The following is a 23,512-nucleotide window of genomic DNA, read 5'->3' on the forward strand; positions in this document are numbered from 1 at the left end:
CCGTAAACGCTCAGGAAGACAGGCCGCCGGCGAGGGAAGGCAGGTCGAGGGGGCGGAAGCCGTAATGCTCCAGCCAGCGCACGTCGGCCTCGAAGAACGGCCGCAGGTCCGGCATGCCGTATTTCAGCATGGCGATGCGGTCGATGCCCATGCCCCAGGCGAAGCCCTGGTGCTCGTCCGGGTCGAGGCCGCAGTTGCGCAGCACGTTGGGGTGCACCATGCCGCAGCCGAGAATCTCCAGCCAGTCGTCGCCCTCGCCGAAGCGGATCTCGCCGCCCTTGCGCGAGCACTGGATGTCCACCTCCGCCGAAGGCTCGGTGAAGGGGAAGAACGAGGGGCGGAAGCGCATCTTCACGCTGTCCACCTCGAAGAACGCCTTGCAGAACTCCTCCAGCACCCATTTCAGGTTGGCCATGTTGGCGGTCCGGTCGATCACCAGGCCCTCGACCTGGTGGAACATGGGCGTGTGGGTCTGGTCGGAGTCGGTGCGGTAGGTGCGGCCCGGGCAGATGACGCGGATCGGCGGCCTGAGCGCCTGCATGGTGCGGATCTGCACCGGCGAGGTGTGGGTGCGCAGCAGCTTGCGGCTGCCGTCAGCCTTCTCCGGCAGGAAGAAGGTGTCGTGCATCTCGCGCGCCGGGTGGCCTTCCGGGAAGTTCAGCGCGGTGAAATTGTAAAAATCGGTCTCGATGTCCGGGCCCTCGGCCACGGAGAAGCCCATGTCGGCGAAGATGGCGGTGAGCTCGTCCACCACCTGGGAGATGGGGTGCAGGCGGCCGCGGGTCTGCGGGGCCTCGCGCAGCGGCAGGGTGACGTCGACGCGCTCGGCCGCGAGGCGGGCGGCGAGGGCGGCGGCGGCCAGCTCCTCCTTGCGGGCGGCGACGGCCGCCTGCACGCGGTCGCGCAGGCCGTTGATGAGCGGGCCCTTCTCCCTGCGCTCCTCCGGCGACATCGCGCCCAGGGTCTTCAGCAGCTCCGAGATCCGGCCCTTCTTGCCCAGCGCCGCGACGCGGACGGCTTCGACGGCCGCCTCGTCGGCGGCGCCGGCGATCTCCGCCGCCAGCGACTGTTCGAGGGCGGCGAGTTCGGCGGCGTAGGCGGAGTCAGGACTGGCGGTGGAATCGGTCATGGCGGCCTCCTGGAGCCGGTTCCTCTGGTCAGGCGAGGGGGCGGCCCCGGCCAGCGGCGTCAGGCCGTCTCCTGCTGAGCGGTCTTGGGTGTGCGCGCCGCGCCGTGCGGCGGGGTGCGCCTGACGTGCAACAGCGCCGCGACGGCCTCGCGGCCGTCCGGCGCTGTCGCCCCGGCGAAACTGGATAGGAAGGCGCCGGCGCGGCCGGCGCCGCGCCCGGTCAGGCCGCGAGGGCGGCCCTGGCCTTCTCCACGACGGCCTTGAAGGCGGCCGGCTCGCGGATGGCCAGATCGGACAGCACCTTGCGGTCGATCTCGACGCCAGCCTTGCCGAGGCCGTCGATGAGGCGGCTGTAGGTCAGGCCGTGCTCGCGGGCGGCGGCGTTGAGGCGCTGGATCCAGAGGGCGCGGAAGTTGCGCTTCCTGTTCTTGCGGTCGCGGTAGGCGTACTGCAGCGCGCGGTCCACGGCCGCCTTGGCGGTGCGGATCGTATTCTTGCGGCGGCCGTAATAGCCCTTCGCAGCCTTCAGAACTTTCTTGTGTTTGGCGTGGGACGTCACGCCGCGCTTGACGCGGGCCATGTCTGTTCTCCTGGGAGCCTGTCAGATATCCGGAACGATCAGTGGTTGGGGAGGAAGAACTTCCTGATGTTCCTCGCGTCGCCCTCGAACAGCACGGTCGTGCCGCGCTGGTTGCGGATCTGCTTGTTGGTCCGCTTGATCATTCCGTGGCGCTTGCCGGCCTGCGCGGCGATCACCTTGCCGGTGCCCGAAATCTTGAACCGCTTCTTGGCGCCCGACTTGGTTTTCAGCTTGGGCATTTTGCTCTCCTCAACGCGAGTGGGGCGGTTTCCCGCCCCGGAACTCATGAAAACATGAGCGTTACGGACCGCCACGGCAGCCCTGAAAGGCCGGGCGGTCCAGTTGAAGCGTGGCTTATGACAGAAGCGGGCCGCCCCCGCAAGGGCGCTCCTGCGCGGGCGCTGCGGCGAAGCGCCCCGCCGGCGCCGCTCCTGTGGAAGGGGCCGCGGCCCCCTGCGGATCAGGACGCCGGACGCGGCGCCAGCACCATGATCATCTGGCGGCCTTCGAGCTGCGGCTCGCTCTCCACCTTCGCGACCTCGGCCGTCTCCTCGCGGATGCGGTTCAGCAGCCGGTAGCCGATGTCCTGGTGCGCCATTTCGCGACCGCGGAAGCGCAGGGTGATCTTCACCTTGTCGCCTTCCTCGAAGAAGCGTCGGATCGACTTCATCTTGGTCGCGTAGTCGTGCTCGTCGATGCCCGGCCGCAGCTTGATCTCCTTGACCTCGACAGTCTTCTGCTTCTTGCGGGCCTCGGCCTGCTTTTTCTGTTCCAGGAACTTGTACCGCCCGAGGTCCAGGATCTTGCAGACCGGCGGCGTGGCGTTCGGAGCGATCTCCACCAGATCGAGACCGGCTTCCTCGGCGGCGTTAAGCGCGTCAAAAAACGGCACGACGCCACGGTTCTGTCCGTTCTCGTCAATCAGCTGGACTTCGCGGACGCCGCGGATGTCGCGGTTGGCGCGGGGCCCGTCTTTCTGGGGGGCCTGCAGGGATCGCATTGGGCGACGAATGGCGGTGATCTCCTCTAACCGCGCGCCCGGGAAGCCGCGCCGTCAACGGCGATCAGGCGCAGGCGCGCATCAACGTTCCTGAAGGCGGGACATTCGCAGAAAGCGTCGTCAAGTCAAGCCGCCAGCCGGCCCCGGCGCGCCCTGCGGCGCGGGAGGGAGCGCCTGCGCCGCGCTCCGCCGCGGCGGCGGGGGCGCGGTTGTCCACCGCCCATGCAACCGCCGCGCCCGCCTGCGGCGCGTCAGGGGCTGCGGGCGCCGGCCAGCGCCGCCACATAGACGTCCAGCGTGGCGTTGACCATGGCCTCCAGCGAGAAATGCTGCTCCACATGCATGCGGGCGCGACGGGTGAGTCCCTCCAGGGCGCTGGCCCCGAGGCCGAGCGCCGCGCCGATGGCTTCGGCGAGCGCCCTGGCGTCGCCGGGGGGCGTCACCCAGCCGGTGCGCTCGCTGGCCGGCACCCGCGGCGGATACAGCACCGTCTCCGGCACCGCGCCAAGGTCGGAGACCACCACCGGCGTGCCCAGCGCCTGCGCCTCCACGGCCACGCGGCCGAAGGCCTCCGGTTCGGTGGAGGGCGCCGTGACCACCGCCGCCGCCAGCATCGCCGCCGGCATGTCGGTGCAGTGGCCCACCCGGCGCACCACGCCCTCAAGCCCGTATTTGCCGATCAGGGCGTCGAGCTCCCGCACGTAGGAGTCGCGGCCCTGGGGATCGCCTGCGAGGATGAAGGCGACGTCGCGCTGGCCGCCGTCGGTGAGCAGTTTCGCCGCTTCGATCAGCACCTTCTGGCCCTTCCACGGCGTCAGCCGCGCGGCCAGCAGCACGATGCGCACGTGCGGGGGCACGTTCCACGCCTTGCGCAGCGCCTCCACCCGCGCCGCCGGCACCGCCCGCGCCGAGAAGGCGCGCAGGTTGGCGCCGCGGTGGATGACGCGGATGCGGGGGCGCGCCTGCGGATACTGGGCGGCGATCAGCTCAGCCGTGTAATGCGAGTTGGCGATGACGATGTCGCCGCGCGCCATCACCGAGTTGTAGAGCTGCTTCACCGGCGAACGGGCCGAATAGCTGCCGTGATAGGTGGTGATGAACGGCAGGCCGAGGCTGCGCGCCGCGGCCAGCGCCACCCACGCCGGCGCCCGCGAGCGGGCGTGCACCAGCGCCACCCCCTCGTCCAGGCAGACGCGCATCAGCCGGCGCACGTTGAGCGCCATGGCCAGCGGGTTCTTGGTGCGGGCCGGGAACGGGATCCAGATGCCGCCCTCCGCCTGCAGCTCGCCGACGAGCCGCCCGCCCTCGGTGGCCACCAGGGCGCGGGCCCCGCAGCGGGCGAGGCCGGCGGCGACGTCCACGGCCGTGCGCTCCGCCCCGCCGGCGTCCAGCTCGGGGACGATCTGGAGGATGGTGCGGCCGGCGAGGGCGTGGGCGGCGGCGGGAAAGTGACTCATGGTCGGGCGGTTGTCCTGGTGCGCGGTTGCGGGCGCGGTTGACCGGCTCCGCCGGGCGCGCCGGAGGGGTCGCCTTGCGCCGGCGGACGTCGCCGGACAAGGTGGGGCGGGGCGGGCCCGGCATGCGGGTCATCATGCCCTGGAATCGTTAACCGATGATTCAGCCCCGGTATATGCGAATCGCCCGGCGCCGTCGCGCCGCGGGCCGGCCGCGGCCGGGCGCGTGACGGGGAAAGAGGACAGGAAAGGGCGCAAGAATGGTTTCGGCTCCGGAATTCCTTGAGGTGGGCGAGGGCGGGGCCCGCCGTCGCATCGCCTTCCGCCGCCGCGTCGGCGCGGCGCCGGCGGTGGTCTGGCTCGGCGGGTTCCGGTCGGACATGCTGGCCACCAAGGCGACCGCGCTGGACGGGGCCGCCGCCGCCAGCGGCGCCGCATATCTGCGCTTCGACTATGGCGGCCACGGCGAGTCGGGCGGCCGCTTCGAGGATTTCTGCATCTCCACTTGGCTGGAGGACGCCCTCGCCGTCATCAGCCGTCACGCCGGCCCGCGCCCGGTGCTGGTGGGGTCGTCCATGGGCGGCTGGATCGCGCTGCTGGCGGCGCGGGAGATGGCGAAGGCCGGCAATCCTCCCGGCGCCATGACGCTGGTCGCGCCCGCCGCCGACTTCACCCGCCGGCTGATGTGGGAGTCCATGCCGGAGGAGGCGCGCGCCGCCGTCATGAACGAGGGCGTGTGGCTGCGTCCGTCCGGATATTCCGACGAGCCCTATCCCATCACCCGCCGGCTCATTGAGGACGGCGACCGCCACCTGCTGCTCGACGGCCCCATCGATCCCGGCTGCCCCGTGCACATCCTGCAGGGCATGCAGGATCCGGACGTGCCCTGGACCCACGCCCGGCGCGTGTTCGAGGCGCTGCCGGCCGCCGGCGCCAGCATCACCTACATCCGCGACGGCGATCACCGCCTGTCACGCCCGCAGGACATCGCCCTGCTGGCGCGGGTGGTGGAGGCGATGCGCGCGGTGGCGGCCGGCGCGGGCTGACGGGCGGATCCCGGACCGGTCCCGGCCAAAAAAAAAGCGCCCGGCGGAGGCCGGGCGCGCCAGCAGTCGCGGCCGCTGCGCGCGGCGGGCCGGCGGCGGACAGGCGCCGCCGCGGCCCCGCGGTTTCAGTGCACGCTCACGGTGGTGAGGTCGTTGGCCCAGGCGTTGGCCAGCGCGGCGTCACGGGTGTCGGTGACCATGATCGGCGTGCCGTCGCCCATCAGCAGCGCAAACAGCTGCATGCCGGGCTGCAGCGCCGGGGCCTGGGGAAACAGCCGCTGCACGTCCTCGGAGCGGATGGGCCGCACATAGGCCACCCTTTCGGCAGGCGGCTGGGGGAATTCGGGTCTGGTCATGGCGTCCTCCTTTGCGTCCCCGTCATGGGCGACGCTGCTGCGCGGCCGCGGAGCCACAAAATCCGCGCGCCGCGTCTGGCCGGCCCTCATGGGCCCGGCCCGTACGCGTCCGGCCGGTCTGCGGCCACGACGCGAAACCCTGGAGACCCGCGGAACCTCAGTCCCGCGAGGTGATGTCGATGCGGCGCACCACGCGCTGTGAGTCGGGGCGGGCCACGTCGACCGAAAGCAGGCCGTTGGACAGGTCCGCGCCCAGCACCTCCATGCCGTCCGCCAGCAGGAACGAACGCTGGAACTGGCGGGCCGCGATGCCCCGGTGCAGGAACACGCGCGACTTGTCCTCAATCTGCCGGCCGCGGATCACCAGCTGGTTTTCCTCCAGCGTGATCTCAAGCTGGTCGCGGGTGAATCCTGCGACGGCGAGGGTGATGCGCAGCCGTTCCGGCTCGTTCGCGCCGCGCTGGATGCGCTCGATGTTGTAGGGCGGATAGCCGTCCGTCGCGGCCTTGGCCGCCCGGTCCAGCGCCTGCTCGATCTCGTCGAAGCCAAGCAGGAACGGATGGGAAAATGGTGATGCTCGCGTCATGCGAAGCCCTTTCAGAAGGCGCCTCGTGGATTGACCCGCCTCTGCGGCGTCACCCGTGATTTAGGCAGGCGGCCCCGCGGTTTCAAGCGCCGGCGCCGCCCGCGGCGCCGCTTTTGCGGTCAGGCGTTTGCGCCATGCGCCGCAGGCCTTCCGCCAGGGTGAAGGGCGGGCGCCAGCCGGTGGCCGCGCTCACCGCGCCGACGTCGATCTCGAAGGAATCGAGCAGGCTCTCCGCCATGCCGCGCCGGCCGGCCAGGACCAGCCCCAGCCGCAGCAGCGCCGGCGGAAACGGCGCGAGCCGCGCCGGCCGCTCCAGCGCCGCGCCCAGCAGGCGCACGAACTCCGGCGTGGAGGGCCGCTCCGCGTCCGCCAGCGTCCACGCCGCCACGCCGCCCGCCGCCGGCGGGCGCGCCAGCGCGTGGCCGATGAAGTCGCAGAGGTTGTCCAGCCCCAGGAATGACCGCCGGTTGCGCACCGAGGCCAGCGGCAGCGGCAGGCCGCGGCCCACCGCCCGCGCCAGCGCCCTGATGTTGGCCGGCGGCGCAGGGCCGTACACCGCCGCCGGGCGGAAGATGGTGACCGCAAGGCCGGTCCCGCCGGCGAGGCGGCGCAGCGTCATCTCCGCCTCCGCCTTGCTGAGCGCGTAGGCTCCTGCGGGATCCAGCGGCGAGTCGCCATGGAACGGCCGCCCCGGCGCCGTCACGTGGCCATGCACGTATGAGGTGCTGGCGAACAGCATGTGCGGCACGCCGGCGCTGGCGGCGGCGCGGGCGACGGCCGCGGCGGGCGCGGCGTTGTGGGCGCGGTAGAGCGCCAGCGCCGCTTCCCCGCTCCCCACGGCGCGGTGGGCGCGCCCGGCCAGATGAATGACGGCGTCATGGCCGGCGAGCGCCGCCACGAGCGCCGGGGCCGGCGCGCCGTCCGGCCCGGCGAGGCCGGTGAAGTCGCCGAGCGCCACGACGCGCGCCCCGTCCGGCGGCCTCCCTTCCGGGGCCGCGCGCGCCAGCAGGGTGAGCGTCGCGCCCCGCTCATGCAGATGGCGGACCAGCGCCCGGCCGATGAAGCCCGTGACGCCGGTGACGGCGACGCGCATGCCGGCGATGGGGTCGCGTCCGGGAAAGGCGCCGCCGCGCGCGGGGGCGGCGGAGATGTTCAGGCCGTGCTCGCTCATGTTATGCATGCTTGGGCCGCCGGCGGGGCGAAATCAACCGCGGCCCGCCGCCCGTTCCGGCGCGGCCGCGCGCCGCGGACGCGGTTGATCTGGCCGGGGCGGCTGGAATATGCCGCTTCCGCAGGCCGCGGGGCGCGCGTCGTCCCGCGGGCGAACCATGTCGCGGCCTCCGCCGTTGCGCTTCTGGCGACAGACGGTTCCCGCAACCGGAAGGATATTGATGACAGGCGGATCATCCCCGACGCCCGCGGTCGACGCGGACGGCGCGGCGCCGGCGGACGCCGGGGAGCGCGTCGCGGCCGCGCCGCGCCGCCGCAGCCCGCTCTCCTGGCTGGGCGTGGCGGCCAGCGTGACCATTTTCGCCGCCTCCGCCTGGGTGTTGTGGCGGACGGCCCACGCCATCAGCCTCGCCGAGGTGATGTCGGCCCTGGCCCAGACCCCGTGGAGCCGGCTGGGCGTGGCGGCGGGGCTCACCGCGCTGAGCTACCTGTTCCTCACCGGCTACGACTGTCTCGCCCTGCGCCAGCTGCGCCTGAAGGTGCCGTACCGCACCACCGCCCTCGGCTCCTTCACCAGCTACGCCGTGAGCTTCACCCTCGGATTTCCGCTGCTCACCTCCGGCACGGTGCGCTACTGGATCTATTCCGGACGCGGGGTGAAGCCGGGGCAGATCGCCAGCCTCACGGTGATCGCCGGCATCACCTTCTGGCTCGGCATGGGCGCGGTGCTGGCCTGGTGCCTGATGCGCGAGGCGGGGGAGATCTCGCTGCTCACCCACACCTCGATCCAGCTCAACCAGCTGGCCGGGCTGCTCACCGCCGCGACCGTGGCCGCCTATCTGGCGTGGGTGTCGGCGAAAAACCGTTACGTGGCGGTGAAGGGCTGGCGGCTGGAGCTGCCGGGCCTGCGCCTGTCGCTGGGCCAGATGGCGCTGGGGGCTGGCGACGTCTGCGCCGCCGCCGGCGTGCTTTACGTGCTGCTGCCGGCCGGGCATGACGTCACCTTCGGCAGCTTCCTCGCCATTTATGTCTGCGCCTGCATGCTCGGGGTCATCAGCCATGCGCCGGGCGGCATCGGCGTGTTCGAGGCCGCCATGCTGGTGTCGCTGTCGGCGCTGAACGGCTCGCGGGTGCTGGGGGCGCTGCTGCTGTTCCGCCTGATATATTATCTGCTGCCGTTCCTGCTGGCGCTGGCCCTGCTCGGCGGCTACGAAGTCGCCAGACGACTGCAATCCGGACGCGCCGGCGCAAGGCCCTGACGCCCCTGCGGCCGGCGGAAGGCGCCCCGTGACAAGGGACTGGCCGATGCGTTGCGCCATGCCCACCCGCAGCACGCCCACATGCCGCCGCGCCGGCGCGCCCGCGCCGGCCGGGGAGCAGGCGCCATGACCGGCGAGCCCCGGCCGAAGACCGCCTGGCTGCGGCGGGCGTGGTCCGGCTGGCTGCGCCCGCGCCTGCGCGCCGTGGCGCTGGCCGCCGCCGGGGCCGGCGCCGGCGCCGCCCTTGCGCCCGTGCTTGATCCGCCGCTGGCGCCGCTGTGGGCGTGGGCGCTCCTCGCCGCCGTACTGTGCCTGCTGCCGCGCTCCGGTCCGGCCGGCGACGGCGCCGCCGCCGGGGCCGGCGCGCCGGCGCGTTCCGCCGCCGGCGGGCGCGCGGGCGCCGGCGACGCCCTCGGCGCGCTGCTGCGGGCGCTGCCGGACCCGTGCCTCGCCGTGGACAGCCGGGGGCGGGTGCTGGCCGCCTCGCCGGCGGCGAAGGCGCTGCTGCCGGCTGTCGCCGCCGGGCGGCCGCTGGCGTTTGTGCTGCGCGCGCCGGAGTTCCGCGCCGCCCTGGAGGCGGCGCTGGCCGGGGAGGGTCCGCGCGTGGCGCAGCTGTCATGGCGGGCGCCGGTGGAGCGGCTGTTTGAGGCGACGGTGACGCCGTTTGACGCCGGCGACGGCCGCGGCGCGCTGGTGAGCCTGCGCGATCTCACCGCCAGCCAGCGCCTCGAACAGATGCGCGCCGACTTCATCGCCAACGCCAGCCACGAGCTGCGCACGCCGCTGGCCAGCCTGCTCGGCTTCATCGAAACCCTCCAGGGACCGGCCCGCGACGACGCCGCCGCGCGCGAGCGCTTTCTCACGGTGATGCGCGAACAGGCGCTGCGCATGAAGCGGCTCATCGACGACCTGCTGTCGCTGTCGCGCATCGAGACGCGCGCCCACCAGCCGCCGGCGACGCGGGTGGATCTCGCCGCCGTGGCCGCCGGCATCGCCGACGCCATGGAGCCGGTGGCGGCGCGCGCCGGCGTGACGGTCGTCCGCGACCTGCCGCCTGGCGGCGCGCCGGTGACCGGCGACCGCGACGAGCTGATGCGCGTGGTGGAGAACCTGTTGCAGAACGCGCTGCGCTACGGCGCCTCCGGCGGCCGGGTGGAGCTGGCCGTGACCGCCGGTGGGGACGGGGAGGTGACGCTGACGGTGCGCGACTTCGGTCCGGGAGTCGCTCCGGAGCACCTGCCGCGCCTCGCCGAGCGCTTCTACAGGGTGAACGAGGGCGACCGCAGCGGCTCCGGCCTCGGCCTCGCCATCGTCCGCCACATCGTGCTGCGCCATCGCGGCCGCCTGCAGTTCAGCAGCCAGCCGGGAGAGGGGCTGCTGGCGCGGGTGACGCTGCCGGGGCGCCGCTCCCGGGACGGCTAATGACGGCGCCGGGGCGGCAGGGGGAGGGGCGCGGGCGCGCCCGGATTGCGCGAACGTCCGCCGTGGCGGAAGGTTTGTCGTGTCACACAAGCGTCATCGCCTGGCTATAGACAGGCGACGCCGCGACAGGCGTCGCGCCGGCCCAGCGGCGGCCGCGTCCCGTCCCGGCGCCACGGTCCACGAAAGCTGGAGAAGCTCCGTGAAACTCAGCAAGCTCGCCGTCGCCGCCGGCATGGTCCTCGCGGCGCTGACCGCGCCGGCCCAGGCCGCCGAAATTTCCGGCGCAGGGGCAAGCTTCCCCTACCCGGTTTACGCCAAGTGGGCCGACGCCTGGCGCAGGGAGACCGGCCACAAGGTGAACTACCAGTCCATCGGCTCCGGCGGCGGCGTGAAGCAGATCCGCGCCCGCACCGTCACCTTCGGCGCCACCGACGCGCCCCTGAAGGGCGCCGAGCTGGCGAAGGACGGCCTCGTCCAGTTTCCCACGGTGATGGGCGGCATCGTGCCGGTGGTGAACCTGCCCGGCGTCGGCCCCGGCGAACTCGTGCTCGACGGCAAGACTCTCGCCGACATCTATCTCGGCAAGGTGAAGACCTGGGACGATCCGGCCATCCGCGCGCTCAATCCGGACGTGAACCTGCCCGCCACGGCCATCGCCGTGGTGCGCCGCTCGGACGGCTCCGGCACCACCTTCAACTTCACCAGTTATCTCAGCAAGGTGAGCCCGGAGTGGAAGGAGAAGGTCGGCTCGGCCACCGCCGTGGCCTGGCCCGTGGGCCTCGGCGCCAAGGGCAATGAGGGCGTGGCCGCCAACGTCAGCCAGACCCGGGGCTCGATCGGCTATGTGGAGTACGCCTACGCCAAGCAGAACGACATCGCCTGGACGCGCATGAAAAACCGCGCCGGCAATGTGGTGGCGCCGGACATGAAGACCTTCCAGGCCGCCGCCGCCAGCGCCGACTGGGACTCGGAGCCCGGCTTCGGCGTGATTCTCACCGACCAGCCCGGCGCGGACGCCTGGCCCATCGCCGCCGCCACCTTCATCCTGATGCCGGAGCAGCCGCGCGACCCGGCCGCGGCGGCCACGGCGCTGGCGTTCTTCAGCTGGGCCTTCGACAGGGGCGGCCCCATGGCCGAGGAGCTCGTCTACATTCCGCTGCCCGCGCCGGTGGTGGCGAAGATCCGTGAAGAGTGGAAAAAAATCGCGGTAAGGTAAAACCGTCGCGGCGTCCGGCGCCGCGCGCCGGACGCGCGCCCTGCGGGGAGCGGCGCGGCGGCGCAGCCTGTCGCCGGGCGCTTCCCTGACGGCGGCGGGCGCCGTAAGGCGTTTGCGTCAGGGCGGAGTCGGCGGCGGGTCGGGCGACCCTCCGCCGCCGCCGGTCGCAGCCCGCGCCGCGGCCGCTCCGGCGGAAAGCCGGGCGGCGGGGCTGCATGTCAGTTGGGGCCATTGATGAGCGATACGCCACCCGCCGCAGACGCACCAGCCCGCACGCGGGCGCCGGACAGGAGCCAGGCCCTCGGCCGTTTCCGCGTCGGCGACATGCTCTTCCACAACGTCACGCGCGCGGCCGCCCTGATGGTGCTGGCGCTGCTGGGCGGCGTGATGCTGGCGCTGGCGAACGGGGCCATGCCCGCCTTCCGGGAGTTCGGTTTCGGCTTCATCACCTCGGAGGCCTGGAACCCGGTCACCGAGCAGTTCGGCGCCCTGGCGCCGGTGTACGGCACGCTGGTGACCTCGCTGATCGCCATGATCATCGCCGTGCCGGTGGGGCTTGGGGTGGCCATTTTCCTCACCGAGCTGTGCCCGCAGGCGCTGCGCCGGCCCATCGGCGTCGCCATCGAGCTGCTGGCCGGCATTCCCTCGATCATTTACGGCATCTGGGGCCTGTTCGTGTTCGCCCCGTTCCTGCAGCAGACGGTGCAGCCGTTCCTGATCGGCGCCTTCGGCCACGTGCCGGGGCTTTCGGCGCTGTTCGCCGGGCCGCCTTACGGCATCGGCATGCTCACCGCCGGCCTGGTGCTGGCCATCATGGTGCTGCCGTTCATCACCTCCATCGCCCGCGACGTGTTCGCCACCGTGCCGCCGGTGCTGAAGGAGGCGGCCTACGGCGTGGGCTGCACCCGCTGGGAGGTGGTGCGCCATGTGGTGCTGCCCTACACCCGGGTCGGCGTCATCGGCGGCGTCATGCTGGGGCTGGGCCGGGCGCTGGGCGAAACCATGGCCGTGACCTTCGTCATCGGCAACGCCCACAAGATCTCCGCCTCGCTGCTGGCGCCGGCCACCACCATCTCGGCCACCATCGCCAACGAATTCACCGAGGCGGTGGGCGACATCTACACCTCGTCGCTGATCGCCCTCGGCCTGCTGCTGTTCATCATCACCTTCATCGTGCTCGCCGCCGCGCGCTACATGCTGCGGCGGCTGGAGCAGAAAGCGGGGAGCTGAGCCATGACGCAGGAGACCGCCTCCGCCGCGCGTCCGTCCGCCCGCTACGCGGCCCGCAAGCGGCGCAACGCCGTGATGATGGCCCTGTGCGTGGCCGCCGCGGTTCTTGGCGTCACCTGGCTGGCGCTGATCCTCGCCGGCCTCATCTGGAACGGCGCCGCCGGCCTGTCGTGGAGCGTGTTCACCCAGGACACCCCGCCGCCCGGCTCCGCCGGCGGCCTGCTCAACGCCATCACCGGCAGTCTGGCGATGACCGGACTCGGCGTGGTCATCGGCGCGCCGGTCGGCGTGCTGGCCGGCACCTGGCTGGCCGAATACGGCGCCCATTCGCGCCTCGCGCCGGTGGTGCGCTTCATCAACGACATCCTGCTCAGCGCCCCCTCCATCGTCATCGGCCTGTTCGTCTATGAAGCGATGGTGGTGAAGATGGGCCATTTCTCCGGCCTCGCCGGCGGCGTGGCGCTGGCCATCATCGTCATTCCGGTGGTGGTGCGCACCACCGAGGACATGCTCAACCTGGTGCCCAACCAGCTGCGCGAGGCTGCGGCGGCGCTGGGCATGCCGCGCTACATGGTGATCCGCCGCATCGCCTACCGCGCCGCGCGGGCCGGCATGATCACCGGCGTGCTGCTGGCGGTGGCGCGCATCTCGGGCGAAACCGCGCCGCTGCTGTTCACCGCCCTCAACAACCAGTTCGGCGGCGCCAGCCTCAACGCGCCCATGGCCAGCCTGCCGGTGGTCATCTTCCAGTTCGCGCTCTCGCCTTACCGGGACTGGCAGCAGCTGGCCTGGACGGGAGCGCTGGTCATCACCCTGTCGGTGCTGGTCCTGTCGGTGATCGCCCGCGCCATCGCCGCCAGAAGCCGCCAGTAATCCGGGAGCCGTCGCCATGACCCTGACAGCCCGCGCCGCCGTGGCGGCGCCCGCCCCGACCGCCGCAGGAGCCAGGCCGCAGATGCAGCCAGCCGTCGAGAAAATCTCCGTCCGCAACCTGAAGTTCTATTACGGCGACGTCCTGGCGCTGAAAGGCGTCACCCTGCCGCTGTACGAGCGCCGGGTCACGGCCTTCATCGGCCCTTCCGGCTGCGGCAAGTCCACGCTGCTGCGCATTCTCAACCGCATGTACGACCTCTATCCGGGCCAGCGGGCGGAAGGGGAGGTGCTGCTGGACGGCGAGAACATCCTCTCGCCCAGGCAGGACCTGAACTACCTGCGCTCGCGCGTGGGCATGGTGTTCCAGAAGCCGACGCCGTTCCCGATGAGCATCTATGACAACATCGCCTTCGGCGTGCGTCTGTACGAGAAACTGTCGAAGGCGGAGATGGACGAGCGGGTGGAGAGCTCGCTGCGCCGCGCCGCCCTGTGGAACGAGGTGAAGGACAAGCTCCACGCCTCGGGCCAGAGCCTCTCCGGCGGCCAGCAGCAGCGCCTGTGCATCGCCCGCACCGTGGCCATCCGGCCCGAGGTGATCCTGCTCGACGAGCCGTGCTCGGCGCTCGATCCCATCTCCACGGCCCGGATCGAGGAGCTGATCGACGAGCTCAAGACGGACTACACCATCGCCATCGTCACCCATAACATGCAGCAGGCGGCGCGCTGCTCGGAGTACACCGCCTTCATGTACATGGGCGAGCTGATCGAGTTCGGCGAAACCTCGCGCATCTTCACCACGCCGTCCGACCAGCGCACCCAGGACTACATCACCGGCCGCTTCGGCTGAGGCGCGGGCGGCCGGCGCGCCGCCGCTCCGGAGCGCCCTCCGGGCGGGGCAGGACAGCATCAGACGGAGCCGGCGCCTGCGCCGCTCCGCAGGGGAGTGACACCATGGCCGAGCATATCGTTTCCGCCTATGACGCCGAACTGGCCGCGCTGCGCGGCCGCGTGGTCGAGATGGGCGGCATCGCCGAGAAGATGCTGGACGACGCCACCCGCGCCCTGGTGCGGCGCGACGCCGATCTCGCCCAGTCGGTCATCGCCTCCGACAGCCGTCTCGACACGCTGCAGCGCGAGATCGAGGAACAGGCGGTGCTCACCATCGCCCGCCGCCAGCCCATGGCCGTGGACCTGCGCGAGATCATCTCCGCCATCCGCGTCGCCGGCGACGTGGAGCGCATCGGCGACCTCGCCAAGAACATCGCCAAGCGCGCCGTGGCCATCAGCGGCCAGATGCAGCCGGCGCGCATCGTCGTCGGCGTCGAGCACATGAGCGACCTGGTGCAGGAGCAGCTCAAGGACGTGCTCGACGGCTTCACCCAGCAGGACGTCAACGTCGCCCTCGACGTGTGGAAGCGCGACGGCGAAATCGACGCCCTCTACACCTCGCTGTTCCGCGAGCTCCTCACCTACATGATGGAGGACCCGCGCAACATCGGCTTCTGCACCCACCTGCTGTTCTGCGCCAAGAACATCGAGCGCATCGGCGACCACACCACCAACATCGCCGAGACCATCTACTACCTGGTCACCGGAAATCCGCTCGTCACCGAGCGGCCCAAGAACGATTCCAGCAGCTTCGAGGCGCCCGGCGACGGCGCCTGACGGGGCGCGCCGGCGCCCCGGCGCCGCGCCGCAACCGGGAGAGCGGACATGGCGACGCGCATTCTGGTGGTTGAGGACGAGGAGGCGCTGGCGCTGCTGCTGCGCTACAATCTCGAGGCCGACGGCCACGTGGTCGAAACCGTCGCCCGTGGCGACGAGGCCGAGCTGCGCCTGCAGGAGACGCCGCCGGACCTGCTGGTGCTGGACTGGATGCTGCCCGGCCTCTCCGGCATTGAGCTGTGCCGCCGGCTGCGGCTGCGCCGCGAAACGGCGACGCTGCCGGTGATCATGCTCACCGCCCGCGGCGAGGAGGCGGAGCGCGTGCGCGGCCTCTCCACCGGCGCCGACGACTATGTGGTCAAGCCCTTCTCCGTGCCGGAACTGCTGGCGCGGGTGCGGGCGCTGCTGCGCCGGGCCCGGCCCGGGCTCGCCGCCTCGCTGCTGGCGGCGGGCGACATCGAACTGGACCGCGACGCCCGCCGCGTGCGCCGCGCCGGCCGCGAGGTGCATCTCGGCCCCACCGAGTTCCGCCTGCTGGAGTTCCTGATGCAGGCGCCCGGGCGAGTTTACGCCCGCGAGCAGCTGCTGGACGGCGTCTGGGGCCGCGACGTCTACATCGACGAGCGCACGGTGGACGTGCACGTGGGGCGCCTGCGCAAGGCGCTCAACCGGCCCGGCGAGCCCGACCCGATCCGCACCGTGCGCGGCGCCGGCTATTCCTTCGACGAAACCTTCGCCCGCCGCTGAGCCGGAGGAGCGCGCCGGCGCCGGCAGGGCCGGACGCCTCCGTCACGACAGGCAGCCACGACCGACAGGGCGGGGACGGGCGACAAAAAACCCGCCTTGCGGCGGGTTCGGCGGGCGCCGGCCGCGGCGCCCACTCCTTGCGGAGAACCTCCGCGCGAAGCCTTCCGTATGGGAAGCCCTCTCCCTGACGTCCCGGGCGGCTCAGTTGCCGCGGCGGTCGCGGCGGCGCTCCGGCGGCTGGTAGGCGATGCGGCTGTGGAAGTCGCAGTAAGGCACGCCGGGCGTGGTGCGGTTGCCGCAGAAGCAGAAATCCGCCGAGGTGGGGTCGCCCATGGGCCAGCGGCACATGTTCTCTCGCAGCTCCATGATGGTGACCCGCTGGGACTCCGGCGCCGCGGCGGGATCAGCCGCGACCACCGGCGGCGGCGGCGCGGGCGTCTCCGGGGCCAGCGGCACCTGCACGGCGGCGACCGCCGCCGCCTGGGAGGCCACGACGGCCTGGGCCGCCTGCACGCTGGCCGCGGCCGCGCCGCGGGCGGCCACCGCGGTCACCGTGGCGCGCGCGGCGGCGCCGGCCACCGTCACCGTCTTGCGCGGCTTCTGGGCGCCGGCGGGCGTGCGCGCCCGGCCCGACAGGCCGAGCCGGTGCACCTTGCCGATGACCGCATTGCGGGTGACGCCGCCCATCGCCGTGGCGATCTGGCTGGCGCTGAGACCTTCCGACCAGAGCTTTTTCAGCAGTTCGACCCGTTCGTCGGTCCAGCCGCTTCCAGCCTCGCTCATACGTTCCTCCGCACCAAAATCGCGCTGACGGCAAATCCGCGTAAACGCGCTGAACTGGCTCAGCTACGCAAAATTGTTCCCGCCAAACAGATGGCGCCACGAAATGTCGTGGGATATGCCGGGGACCATACAAGATAGCGGGAGCGGCCTTCAACCGGACGCGGCGCGCCGTTTCTGTTTTCCCCAGGAAGCTGATGAAATCGAGCCCGAACTTACCATTTTTCAACGATTTGTCCGCCGCGGCCCGGGTGCCGTCGTCACGGCGGCGTGAACCGGGCCGGAAGGCCGGGGGCGCCCGCCCGCCGGCGCCGCGCCGCGGGCCGCCGCGTGCGGACGCACGCGCGCCAGGCGGGGGCGCGCAGACCCGCCGGGAAACGCAGGACGCTCCGGCGGATATCGTTAATTGACACCTCCGCCGCCTGGCATAAAATGCCGCCAGTGCCGCCCGACGTGGGCGGCACTTTGATTTTCACGGACGCCGGGACCGCCGGGATACAGGGATCCGCAGCGGCCCGGACGCGACGGCGGATCCGGGCGGCGCGGCCTCGCCGCCGGGGCGGCGTCGCCATCAGGGAGTGCGGTCAGTGACGTCGCCGCTGTTGCCAACGTTTGCGCGGATTGATCTCCAGTTCGAGAAGGGCGAGGGAGTCTGGCTCTGCACGCGCGACGGCGAGCGATATCTCGACTTTGGCTCCGGCATCGCGGTCAACGCGCTTGGCCACGCCCATCCCCATCTGGTGGCGGCGCTCACCGCCCAGGCGCGGAAGCTGTGGCATACCTCCAACCTGTTCCGCATTCCGGAGGGCGAGCGGCTGGCGCAGCGGCTCGTCGACAACAGCTTCGCCGACCAGGCATTCTTCGTGAACTCCGGCGCCGAGGCGCTGGAGTGCGCCATCAAGATGGCGCGCAAATACCACGCCGTGAATGGCCAGCCGGAGCGGTACCGCATCATCACCTTCGAGGGCGCCTTCCACGGCCGCACCCTCGCCACCATCGCCGCCGGCGGCCAGGCCAAATATCTGGAGGGCTTCGGCCCGAAGGTGGACGGCTTCGACCAGGTGCGGCTGGACGACGACGCGGCGCTGGAGGCCGCCATCGGCCCGCAGACCGGCGCCATTCTCATCGAGCCCATCCAGGGCGAGGGCGGCGTGCGGGTGGCGCCGCCGGCGAAGCTGCGGCGCCTGCGCGAGCTGTGCGACGCCCATGGCCTGCTGCTGATCTTCGACGAGGTGCAGACCGGCGTCGGCCGCACGGGCAGGCTGTTCGCCCATGAGTGGGCGGGGGTGACGCCGGACGTCATGGCGGTGGCCAAGGGGCTCGGCGGCGGCTTCCCGCTGGGCGCCTGCCTCTCGACCCTGGAGGCCGGCAAGGGCATGACCGCCGGCACGCACGGCACCACCTTCGGCGGCAATCCGCTGGCCATGGCCGTGGGCAACGCCGTGCTCGACGTGGTGCTGCAGCCGGGCTTCCTCGACCATGTCAACCAGGTCAGCCTGCTGATGCGCCAGCGTCTCGCCGAACTGCGCGACCGCTATCCCCACGTCATCCTGGAGGTGCGCGGCGAGGGCCTGCTGCTGGGCCTGAAGCTGAACGTGCCGAACACGCAGTTCAGCGCCGCGGCGCTGGAGCAGAAGCTGATCGTGGTGGGGGCCGGCGACAACACCGTGCGCCTGCTGCCGCCCCTGATCATCAGCGAGGAAGAGGCGCTGGTGGGGCTCTCGCGGCTTGAGGCCGCAGCGGCGGCCCTGCAGAAGGAACTGCGCGGCGCCAGCGCGGGAGCAGCGTCATGAACGCGTTTTCAGGAGGGACGCCGGCGGCCGGCCAGATCAGCCTGTCGCCCGAGACATTGAAGGATCCGAATTTGTCGTCTCCGTCGCAGCCGCGGCGCAATTTTCTCGACATCGCCGATTTCACCGGCGACGAGCTGCGCCATGTTCTTGATATCGCCGCCCGCCTGAAGGCGGCCCGCCGCCGCGGCGAGCGCGCCGCCTTCAGGCCGCTCGCCGGCAAGTCGCTGGCGATGATCTTCGACAAGCCGTCCACCCGCACCCGCGTCTCCTTCGACCTCGCCATGCGCGAGCTGGGCGGCGAGACCATCATGCTCACCGGCCAGGAAATGCAGCTGGGACGCGGCGAGACCATCGCCGACACCGCCCGGGTGATGTCGCGCTATGTCGACGCCATGATGATCCGCATTCTGGATCACGGCGCCATGCTCGAGCTGGCCGAGTACGCCAGCGTGCCGGTGATCAACGGCCTCACCAAGCTGTCGCATCCGTGCCAGATCATGGCTGACCTGCTCACCTTCGAGGAGCGTCTCGGCCCCATCACCGGCCGCAAGGTCGCCTGGACCGGCGACGGCAACAACGTGCTCGCCTCCTGGATCCACGCCGCGGCGCGGCTCGACTTCGAGATCGCCGCCGCGTCCCCGAAGGACCTCGGCCCGTCGCCGGCGGTGCTGGAGTTCATCCGCCAGAGCGGCGCCAGGGTGACCCTCACCGAGGACCCGGAGGAGGCCGTGCGCGGCGCCGAGGCGGTGATCACCGACTGCTGGGTGTCGATGGGCGACGAGGAGAGCGGGCAGCTCCGCCAGAAGCTGCTGCAGCCCTACCAGGTGAACGCGGCCCTCATGGCGAAGGCGGCGAAGAACGCCATCTTCATGCACTGCCTGCCGGCGCACCGCGGCGAGGAGGTGACCGACGAGGTGATGGACGGGCCGCAGTCGGTGGTGTTCGACGAGGCCGAGAACCGCCTGCACGCGCAGAAGGGCGTCCTCGCCTGGTGCCTGCGCGCGGTGGACTGACCCCATGACTGACGCGCGACAGGACGCGCCGTCGTTCGACGGCGACGACATGGTGCTCCCGTTCACGGTCGAGGGGCTTGACGTGCGCGGCCGCGTCGTGCGGCTGGGCCCGGCGGTGGACGCGGTTCTGGCGCGTCACGGCTATCCGCCGGCGGTGTCGCGCGTGCTGGGCGAGGCCATGGCGCTCACCGTGCTGCTCGGCTCCTCGCTGAAGCTGGAGGGCCGGTTCCAGCTGCAGACCCGCTCGGACGGGCCGGTCAACATGCTGGTGGTGGATTTCGACGCGCCGGACCGGCTGCGCGGCTGCGCCCGGTTCGACGGCGAGGCGCTGGCCGCCGCCCTCGCCGCCGGCGAGACGTCAACCGGCGCGCTGCTCGGCGCCGGGCACATGGCCCTCACCATCGACCAGGGCGGACACGCCAGCCGCTACCAGGGGCTGACGCCGCTTGAGGGCAAGAGTCTCGAGGCCTGCGCCCACGCCTATTTCCGCCAGTCGGAGCAGATTCCGACCTTCATCAGGCTGGCCTTCGGCGAGGAGATGGTGGGCGGGCCGCAGGGCGGCGGACGCTACCGCGCCGGCGGGCTGATGCTGCAGTATCTGCCGCGCTCGCCGGAGCGGCTGCGCCAGGCCGACCTTGATCCCGCCGGCGCGTCCGGCGCCGACGCCCCCGGCGACGAGAGCGACGCCTGGACCGAGGCGCGGCTGCTGGCCGAGACCACCGAGGCGCATGAGCTGCTCGATCCGGGCCTGCCGGCGTCGCGCCTGCTGTACCGGCTCTATCACGAGCGCGGGGTGCGCGTGTTCACGCCGCAGCCGGTGCGCGAGGCCTGCCGCTGCTCGCGCGAGCGCATCATCAACATGCTGGGCTCGTTCAGCCCGGCCGAGCGGCGCGACATGGCGGCGGATGACGGCCGCATCGGCGTGACCTGCGAGTTCTGTTCGCGACGCTACGAGCTGGAGCTGGCGCAGGTGGAGGCAGAACTGGCCGCCGCCGCCATGGCTGCTTCCGGCGAGGGCGGCGAGCGCAGCCCCTGACGGGCGCCCGGCTGCGCGGGACCGCTCCGCGCCGGAGACAGCGCGCGCCGGCGCCGTTCCCGCCGTCCTGACGCATCCGTCCCGTCGCCAGCGCGCCGGCCTGTGAACGCCGGCGGTCCCTGTTCCTCTGGGCCCTCCGGCCGCGTCCGGAGGCGCCGTGCTCCGCCCGGCCGTTCCTTCGCCCCGCCGCGTCTGTCCTTGTCCCCCCCTGGCCTGTCCGGCCCCTGCGGCCGCCCCGCTTACGCCGACAGCGCCGCGACCAGCCGGCGGATGAAGGCCGCGCCCTCGTCGAGGGCCGCCAGCGTGATGAATTCGTCCGCCTGGTGCGCTTGGGCGATCGAGCCGGGGCCGCACACCACGGTGGCGATGCCGGCGTTCTGGAAATGGCCGGCCTCGGTGGCGAACGAAACCGCGCCGGTGCGGTTGCGGCCGGCGAGGCGCAGCGCCAGCTGCTCCGCCTCCGAGCCGGGGCGGGGAGCCAGGTGCGGCACCGCCACGTCGCACGTCGTCTCCACCCGCGCCTCCGGCGCGGCGCGGCGCATCGGCGGCAGCACGTCCCGCTCGGCGAAAGCCGCCAGTTCCTGCATCACCGTCTCGTGGCTGTGGCCGGGCAGGCCGCGGAACTCCCACAGGAACCGGCACTCGCGCGCGATGATGTTGCGCGCCGTTCCGCCCGTGATCATGCCCGCCTGCAACGTCGAACAGGGCGGATCGAACAGTCCTGACGGGTCACCCTCCGCCGCCAGCAGCCGCTGCCTGTCATCCAGCCAGCCGATGAGCCGCGCCGCCGCGTGAATGGCGCTGGCGCCCGCCGCAGGCCGCGACGAATGCCCCTCCCGCCCGGTGACGCGCGTGGTGAGCGACACCACCGACTTGTGGGCGCTCACCACCTCCATGTCCGTGGGCTCGCCGACAATGGCCGCCGCCGGGCGCGGCAGGTCCACGCCCATGCGGGCGATGGCGTCCGTCACGCCAAGGCAGGTGATCTCCTCGTCATAGGAAAACAGCAGGTGCAGCGGCCGCTTCAATGGCGCCGCCCGCATCTCCGGAACCAGGGCGAGCGCGATGGCGAGAAAGCCCTTCATGTCCACCGCGCCGCGCCCGTAAGCGCGGCCATGCTCCACCCGCAGCCGCCACGGATCGCTGCTCCACGCCTGGCCAGCAACCGGCACCACGTCAGTGTGGCCCGAGAGCAGCACGCCGCCGTCCTGCGCCGGCCCGATGGTGGCGAACAGCGCCGCCTTGTCGCCGGCGGCGTTGGGAAAACGCGCGCAGGCCACGCCGTGGCCGGCCAGCCAGTCCGCGATGAAGGCGATGATGTCGAGGTTGGAGCGGCGGCTTTCGGTGTTGAAAGCCACGAGGCGCTCAAGCATGGCCAGCGGCGTCACGGCGTCTCCTGGAAACGGACGGGCGGCGGGCGGCCGCCGGAACGGCGAACGCCCGGCGCGGGCGCCGGGCGGCGGGGCGCGGGTCAGTGCGTCACTTTCGCCCTGGCGGCGCGGGCGGCGTAGGGGCTGTCCAGCACAAAGGTGGGAATGGCCACCTCAAAGGTCTCGCCGTCGGCGCTCTCCATGGCGTAGCTGCCGCTCATCACCCCGTGCGGCGTGCGCAGCGGGCAGCCGCTGGTGTAGACGAAGGCGTCGCCGGGGGCGATGCAGGGCTGCTCGCCCACCACTCCCTCGCCGGTCACCGCCTCGACGGCGCCGTCGCCGTCGATGATGCGCCAGAGCCGCCGGCGCAGCTGCACGGGCCGGGAGCCCAGGTTGACGATCTCGATGGTGTAGGCCCAGAAATAGTCGCCCTGGGCCGGCGAGGACTGGTCCTCGAGAAACCGCGGCGTCACCGTGACTGCAATGTCGCGGGTACAGGCCTGGTAGCGGCGCGCCCCCTGCATGGCGGAATCTCCCGTGGCTGGCGCGGCGGCCGCGCCCGCCGGGGATGCGTGCGGGCGGCCGCCGTTCCCGTGATCATGGCGCCTCGGACGCGGCCGCGCCAGAGCGCGCGCCGCCGGCGCCCGGAGCCGCGCTTGCCGGCCCTGGAAAACCGGAATAAATTCTTTGACATCGTCAGGATCCGGCGTCGCGAAAGGGAGCCGCGCATGCTCACCCACGGGCAGATCTGGGACGCGATCGACGGTCTGGCCAGGAGCCACGGCCTGTCGGCGTCCGGCCTTGCGCGGCGGGCGGGGCTCGATCCCACCACCTTCAACCGCTCCAAGCGCGTGGCTCCGGACGGACGCCTGCGCTGGCCCTCCACCGAGTCCATCGCCAAGGTGCTGGACGCCACCGGCGCCAGCCTGCACGAGTTCGTGGCCATGGCGGTGGGCGAGGCGCCGGCCGCCGCGCCGCCGCGCGCCGCCGCGAAGCCCGCCCGCGCCGGCGCGCCGCCGAAGCTGCGCGGCATTCCGCTCATCGGCATGGCCCAGGCCGGCCAGGGCGGCTATTACGACGACAGCGGCTATCCGGTGGGCGGCGGCTTCGACGAGGTGATCTTTCCCCGTCCGGGGGAGGGGGCGCTCTATGGCCTCAAGGTGGCCGGGGACTCGATGCTGCCGGTGTACCGCGACGGCGACATCATCGTGGTTGATCCGGCGGCGACGGCGCACCGCGGCGACCGGGTGGTGGCGCGCACCCGCGACGGCGAGGTGATGGCCAAGGAGCTGGCCCTGCGCACGCCGAAACTGGTGCGGCTGCGCTCGCTCAATCCGGAGCACCCGGACCGGGAGTTCGCGCCCGCCGAGCTGGACTGGATCGCCCGCATCATCTGGGCCAGCCAGTGAGGCCGGCCGCGGAACCCCGGCAGGCGCTTCCCGAGAACGGCGCCGGTCGCTCCGGCGGCGTCCCCGGACATCGACAGGAGGATGCGCCGGCCGGCGTCCATGCGCGCCGCCAGCCGGTACGGCGCCAGCGCCCGTCCGGGCGCGCCGCGGTTGGTCATGCCCAGGCCCGGGGGCGGCGTTTCCGCCGCCTTGCGCGCCCGGCGCCGCCGCCAGAGCCCCGCCGCCAGAGCCCCGCGATCTTCCCCGCCTTGTTCGCCAGCTCCCGTTCCGGCGCCCGGACGCGTGGATCCGCTCGCCGGACAGCCGCCGCCGCGCCTTCGCCGGGCCCGGCGGGCCCGCCAGCCGCGGAGTCGCGCCCCGGCTCATGTTCCACGACGT

At 72.3% G+C, this 23,512-nt stretch carries 24 protein-coding genes; 13 read left to right on the top strand and 11 right to left on the bottom strand.

The features are described 5' to 3' along the window. Positions 1–10: 10 nt before the first annotated feature. The 5 genes from pheS to ACFFJB_RS03610 form a co-directional block, all read right to left on the bottom strand. On the bottom strand, positions 11–1,129 hold the full coding sequence (gene pheS / locus ACFFJB_RS03590; RefSeq protein WP_376829554.1) for a phenylalanine--tRNA ligase subunit alpha: 1,119 nt from the start codon (positions 1,127–1,129) through the stop codon (positions 11–13). 220 nt (positions 1,130–1,349) lie between these two features. Next, positions 1,350–1,709, bottom strand: a complete 360-nt coding sequence (gene rplT, locus ACFFJB_RS03595) for a 50S ribosomal protein L20 (RefSeq protein ID WP_376829556.1) — start codon at positions 1,707–1,709, stop codon at positions 1,350–1,352. Positions 1,710–1,747: 38 nt separating this feature from the next. After that, complete coding sequence (gene rpmI, locus ACFFJB_RS03600; protein WP_376829559.1) at positions 1,748–1,948, bottom strand: 50S ribosomal protein L35; 201 nt, start codon at positions 1,946–1,948, stop codon at positions 1,748–1,750. Between the two features lie 221 nt (positions 1,949–2,169). Then, a complete protein-coding gene (gene infC, locus ACFFJB_RS03605) occupies positions 2,170–2,700 on the bottom strand; it encodes a translation initiation factor IF-3 (protein WP_376832518.1) in 531 nt (176 codons plus the stop codon). A gap of 260 nt (positions 2,701–2,960) precedes the next feature. Next, on the bottom strand, positions 2,961–4,166 hold the full coding sequence (locus ACFFJB_RS03610) for a glycosyltransferase family 4 protein (protein ID WP_376829561.1): 1,206 nt from the start codon (positions 4,164–4,166) through the stop codon (positions 2,961–2,963). A 257-nt stretch (positions 4,167–4,423) separates the two neighbouring features. Here ACFFJB_RS03610 and ACFFJB_RS03615 point away from each other — a divergent pair, with 257 nt between their 5' ends. Then, a complete protein-coding gene (locus ACFFJB_RS03615; protein WP_376829562.1) occupies positions 4,424–5,209 on the top strand; it encodes an alpha/beta hydrolase in 786 nt (261 codons plus the stop codon). A gap of 125 nt (positions 5,210–5,334) precedes the next feature. On the opposite strand, the gene ACFFJB_RS03620 is transcribed toward ACFFJB_RS03615, so the two are convergent. The 3 genes from ACFFJB_RS03620 to ACFFJB_RS03630 form a co-directional block, all read right to left on the bottom strand. Further along, positions 5,335–5,565, bottom strand: a complete 231-nt coding sequence (locus tag ACFFJB_RS03620) for a BQ00720 family protein (RefSeq protein WP_376829564.1) — start codon at positions 5,563–5,565, stop codon at positions 5,335–5,337. Positions 5,566–5,722: 157 nt separating this feature from the next. Continuing rightward, the gene (locus ACFFJB_RS03625; protein ID WP_376829566.1) at positions 5,723–6,151 is read right to left on the bottom strand and encodes an Hsp20 family protein; all 429 of its coding nucleotides are present in this window, start codon (positions 6,149–6,151) and stop codon (positions 5,723–5,725) included. Between the two features lie 82 nt (positions 6,152–6,233). Then, positions 6,234–7,322, bottom strand: coding sequence for an NAD-dependent epimerase/dehydratase family protein (locus ACFFJB_RS03630; RefSeq protein WP_376829568.1), 1,089 nt, complete (start codon positions 7,320–7,322; stop codon positions 6,234–6,236). 220 nt (positions 7,323–7,542) lie between these two features. Between ACFFJB_RS03630 and ACFFJB_RS03635 the strand changes: the two genes are divergently transcribed. The 8 genes from ACFFJB_RS03635 (at position 7,543) to phoB (ending at position 15,733) form a co-directional block, all read left to right on the top strand. Next, positions 7,543–8,580, top strand: coding sequence for a lysylphosphatidylglycerol synthase domain-containing protein (locus ACFFJB_RS03635; protein WP_376829570.1), 1,038 nt, complete (start codon positions 7,543–7,545; stop codon positions 8,578–8,580). 126 nt (positions 8,581–8,706) lie between these two features. Continuing rightward, the gene (locus ACFFJB_RS03640) at positions 8,707–10,002 is read left to right on the top strand and encodes an ATP-binding protein (RefSeq protein WP_376829572.1); all 1,296 of its coding nucleotides are present in this window, start codon (positions 8,707–8,709) and stop codon (positions 10,000–10,002) included. Between the two features lie 199 nt (positions 10,003–10,201). Further along, positions 10,202–11,218 (top strand): phosphate ABC transporter substrate-binding protein PstS, encoded by a 1,017-nt coding sequence (gene pstS, locus ACFFJB_RS03645; RefSeq protein ID WP_376829574.1) that lies wholly within the window; start codon positions 10,202–10,204, stop codon positions 11,216–11,218. A 324-nt stretch (positions 11,219–11,542) separates the two neighbouring features. Beyond that, the gene (gene pstC / locus ACFFJB_RS03650) at positions 11,543–12,448 is read left to right on the top strand and encodes a phosphate ABC transporter permease subunit PstC (RefSeq protein WP_376832520.1); all 906 of its coding nucleotides are present in this window, start codon (positions 11,543–11,545) and stop codon (positions 12,446–12,448) included. A 3-nt stretch (positions 12,449–12,451) separates the two neighbouring features. Next, positions 12,452–13,321: a phosphate ABC transporter permease PstA gene (gene pstA, locus ACFFJB_RS03655; RefSeq protein WP_376829576.1), complete on the top strand. Its 870-nt coding sequence runs from the start codon at positions 12,452–12,454 to the stop codon at positions 13,319–13,321. An 82-nt stretch (positions 13,322–13,403) separates the two neighbouring features. Further along, on the top strand, positions 13,404–14,168 hold the full coding sequence (gene pstB, locus ACFFJB_RS03660; protein ID WP_376832522.1) for a phosphate ABC transporter ATP-binding protein PstB: 765 nt from the start codon (positions 13,404–13,406) through the stop codon (positions 14,166–14,168). 104 nt (positions 14,169–14,272) lie between these two features. Then, positions 14,273–14,986: a phosphate signaling complex protein PhoU gene (gene phoU, locus ACFFJB_RS03665; RefSeq protein ID WP_376829578.1), complete on the top strand. Its 714-nt coding sequence runs from the start codon at positions 14,273–14,275 to the stop codon at positions 14,984–14,986. Between the two features lie 48 nt (positions 14,987–15,034). Next, on the top strand, positions 15,035–15,733 hold the full coding sequence (gene phoB, locus ACFFJB_RS03670) for a phosphate regulon transcriptional regulator PhoB (protein WP_376829580.1): 699 nt from the start codon (positions 15,035–15,037) through the stop codon (positions 15,731–15,733). Positions 15,734–15,934: 201 nt separating this feature from the next. Here phoB and ACFFJB_RS03675 read toward each other — a convergent pair whose 3' ends face one another. Further along, complete coding sequence (locus ACFFJB_RS03675; protein ID WP_376829582.1) at positions 15,935–16,516, bottom strand: GcrA family cell cycle regulator; 582 nt, start codon at positions 16,514–16,516, stop codon at positions 15,935–15,937. Positions 16,517–17,100: 584 nt separating this feature from the next. Here ACFFJB_RS03675 and ACFFJB_RS03680 point away from each other — a divergent pair. Genes ACFFJB_RS03680 through ACFFJB_RS03690 form a run of 3 tightly spaced genes read left to right on the top strand, consistent with a single transcriptional unit; the run spans position 17,101 to position 20,355 of the window. Further along, the gene (locus tag ACFFJB_RS03680) at positions 17,101–18,306 is read left to right on the top strand and encodes an aspartate aminotransferase family protein (protein WP_376829584.1); all 1,206 of its coding nucleotides are present in this window, start codon (positions 17,101–17,103) and stop codon (positions 18,304–18,306) included. Next, positions 18,303–19,319 carry an ornithine carbamoyltransferase gene (argF, locus tag ACFFJB_RS03685; protein WP_376829586.1) on the top strand — a complete coding sequence of 339 codons (1,017 nt, stop codon included), beginning with the start codon at positions 18,303–18,305 and terminating at the stop codon, positions 19,317–19,319. Before ACFFJB_RS03680 ends, argF begins: the two co-directional genes overlap by 4 nt. Positions 19,320–19,323: 4 nt before the next feature. Further along, positions 19,324–20,355 carry an Hsp33 family molecular chaperone gene (locus tag ACFFJB_RS03690; protein WP_376829588.1) on the top strand — a complete coding sequence of 344 codons (1,032 nt, stop codon included), beginning with the start codon at positions 19,324–19,326 and terminating at the stop codon, positions 20,353–20,355. 239 nt (positions 20,356–20,594) lie between these two features. Here the strand turns inward: ACFFJB_RS03690 and argE are convergent, their stop codons facing one another. Together argE and apaG are read right to left on the bottom strand one after the other, a co-directional pair. Then, positions 20,595–21,728 carry an acetylornithine deacetylase gene (gene argE / locus ACFFJB_RS03695; protein WP_376832524.1) on the bottom strand — a complete coding sequence of 378 codons (1,134 nt, stop codon included), beginning with the start codon at positions 21,726–21,728 and terminating at the stop codon, positions 20,595–20,597. A gap of 98 nt (positions 21,729–21,826) precedes the next feature. Beyond that, the gene (gene apaG / locus ACFFJB_RS03700; RefSeq protein WP_376829590.1) at positions 21,827–22,249 is read right to left on the bottom strand and encodes a Co2+/Mg2+ efflux facilitator ApaG/CorD; all 423 of its coding nucleotides are present in this window, start codon (positions 22,247–22,249) and stop codon (positions 21,827–21,829) included. A 204-nt stretch (positions 22,250–22,453) separates the two neighbouring features. On the opposite strand from apaG, the gene ACFFJB_RS03705 reads away from it, so the two are divergent. Then, positions 22,454–23,134, top strand: coding sequence for a S24 family peptidase (locus tag ACFFJB_RS03705; RefSeq protein WP_376829592.1), 681 nt, complete (start codon positions 22,454–22,456; stop codon positions 23,132–23,134). Positions 23,135–23,512 lie beyond the last annotated feature (378 nt).

The organism is Camelimonas abortus, assembly GCF_042432745.1.
GTDB lineage: Bacteria > Pseudomonadota > Alphaproteobacteria > Rhizobiales > Beijerinckiaceae > Camelimonas > Camelimonas abortus.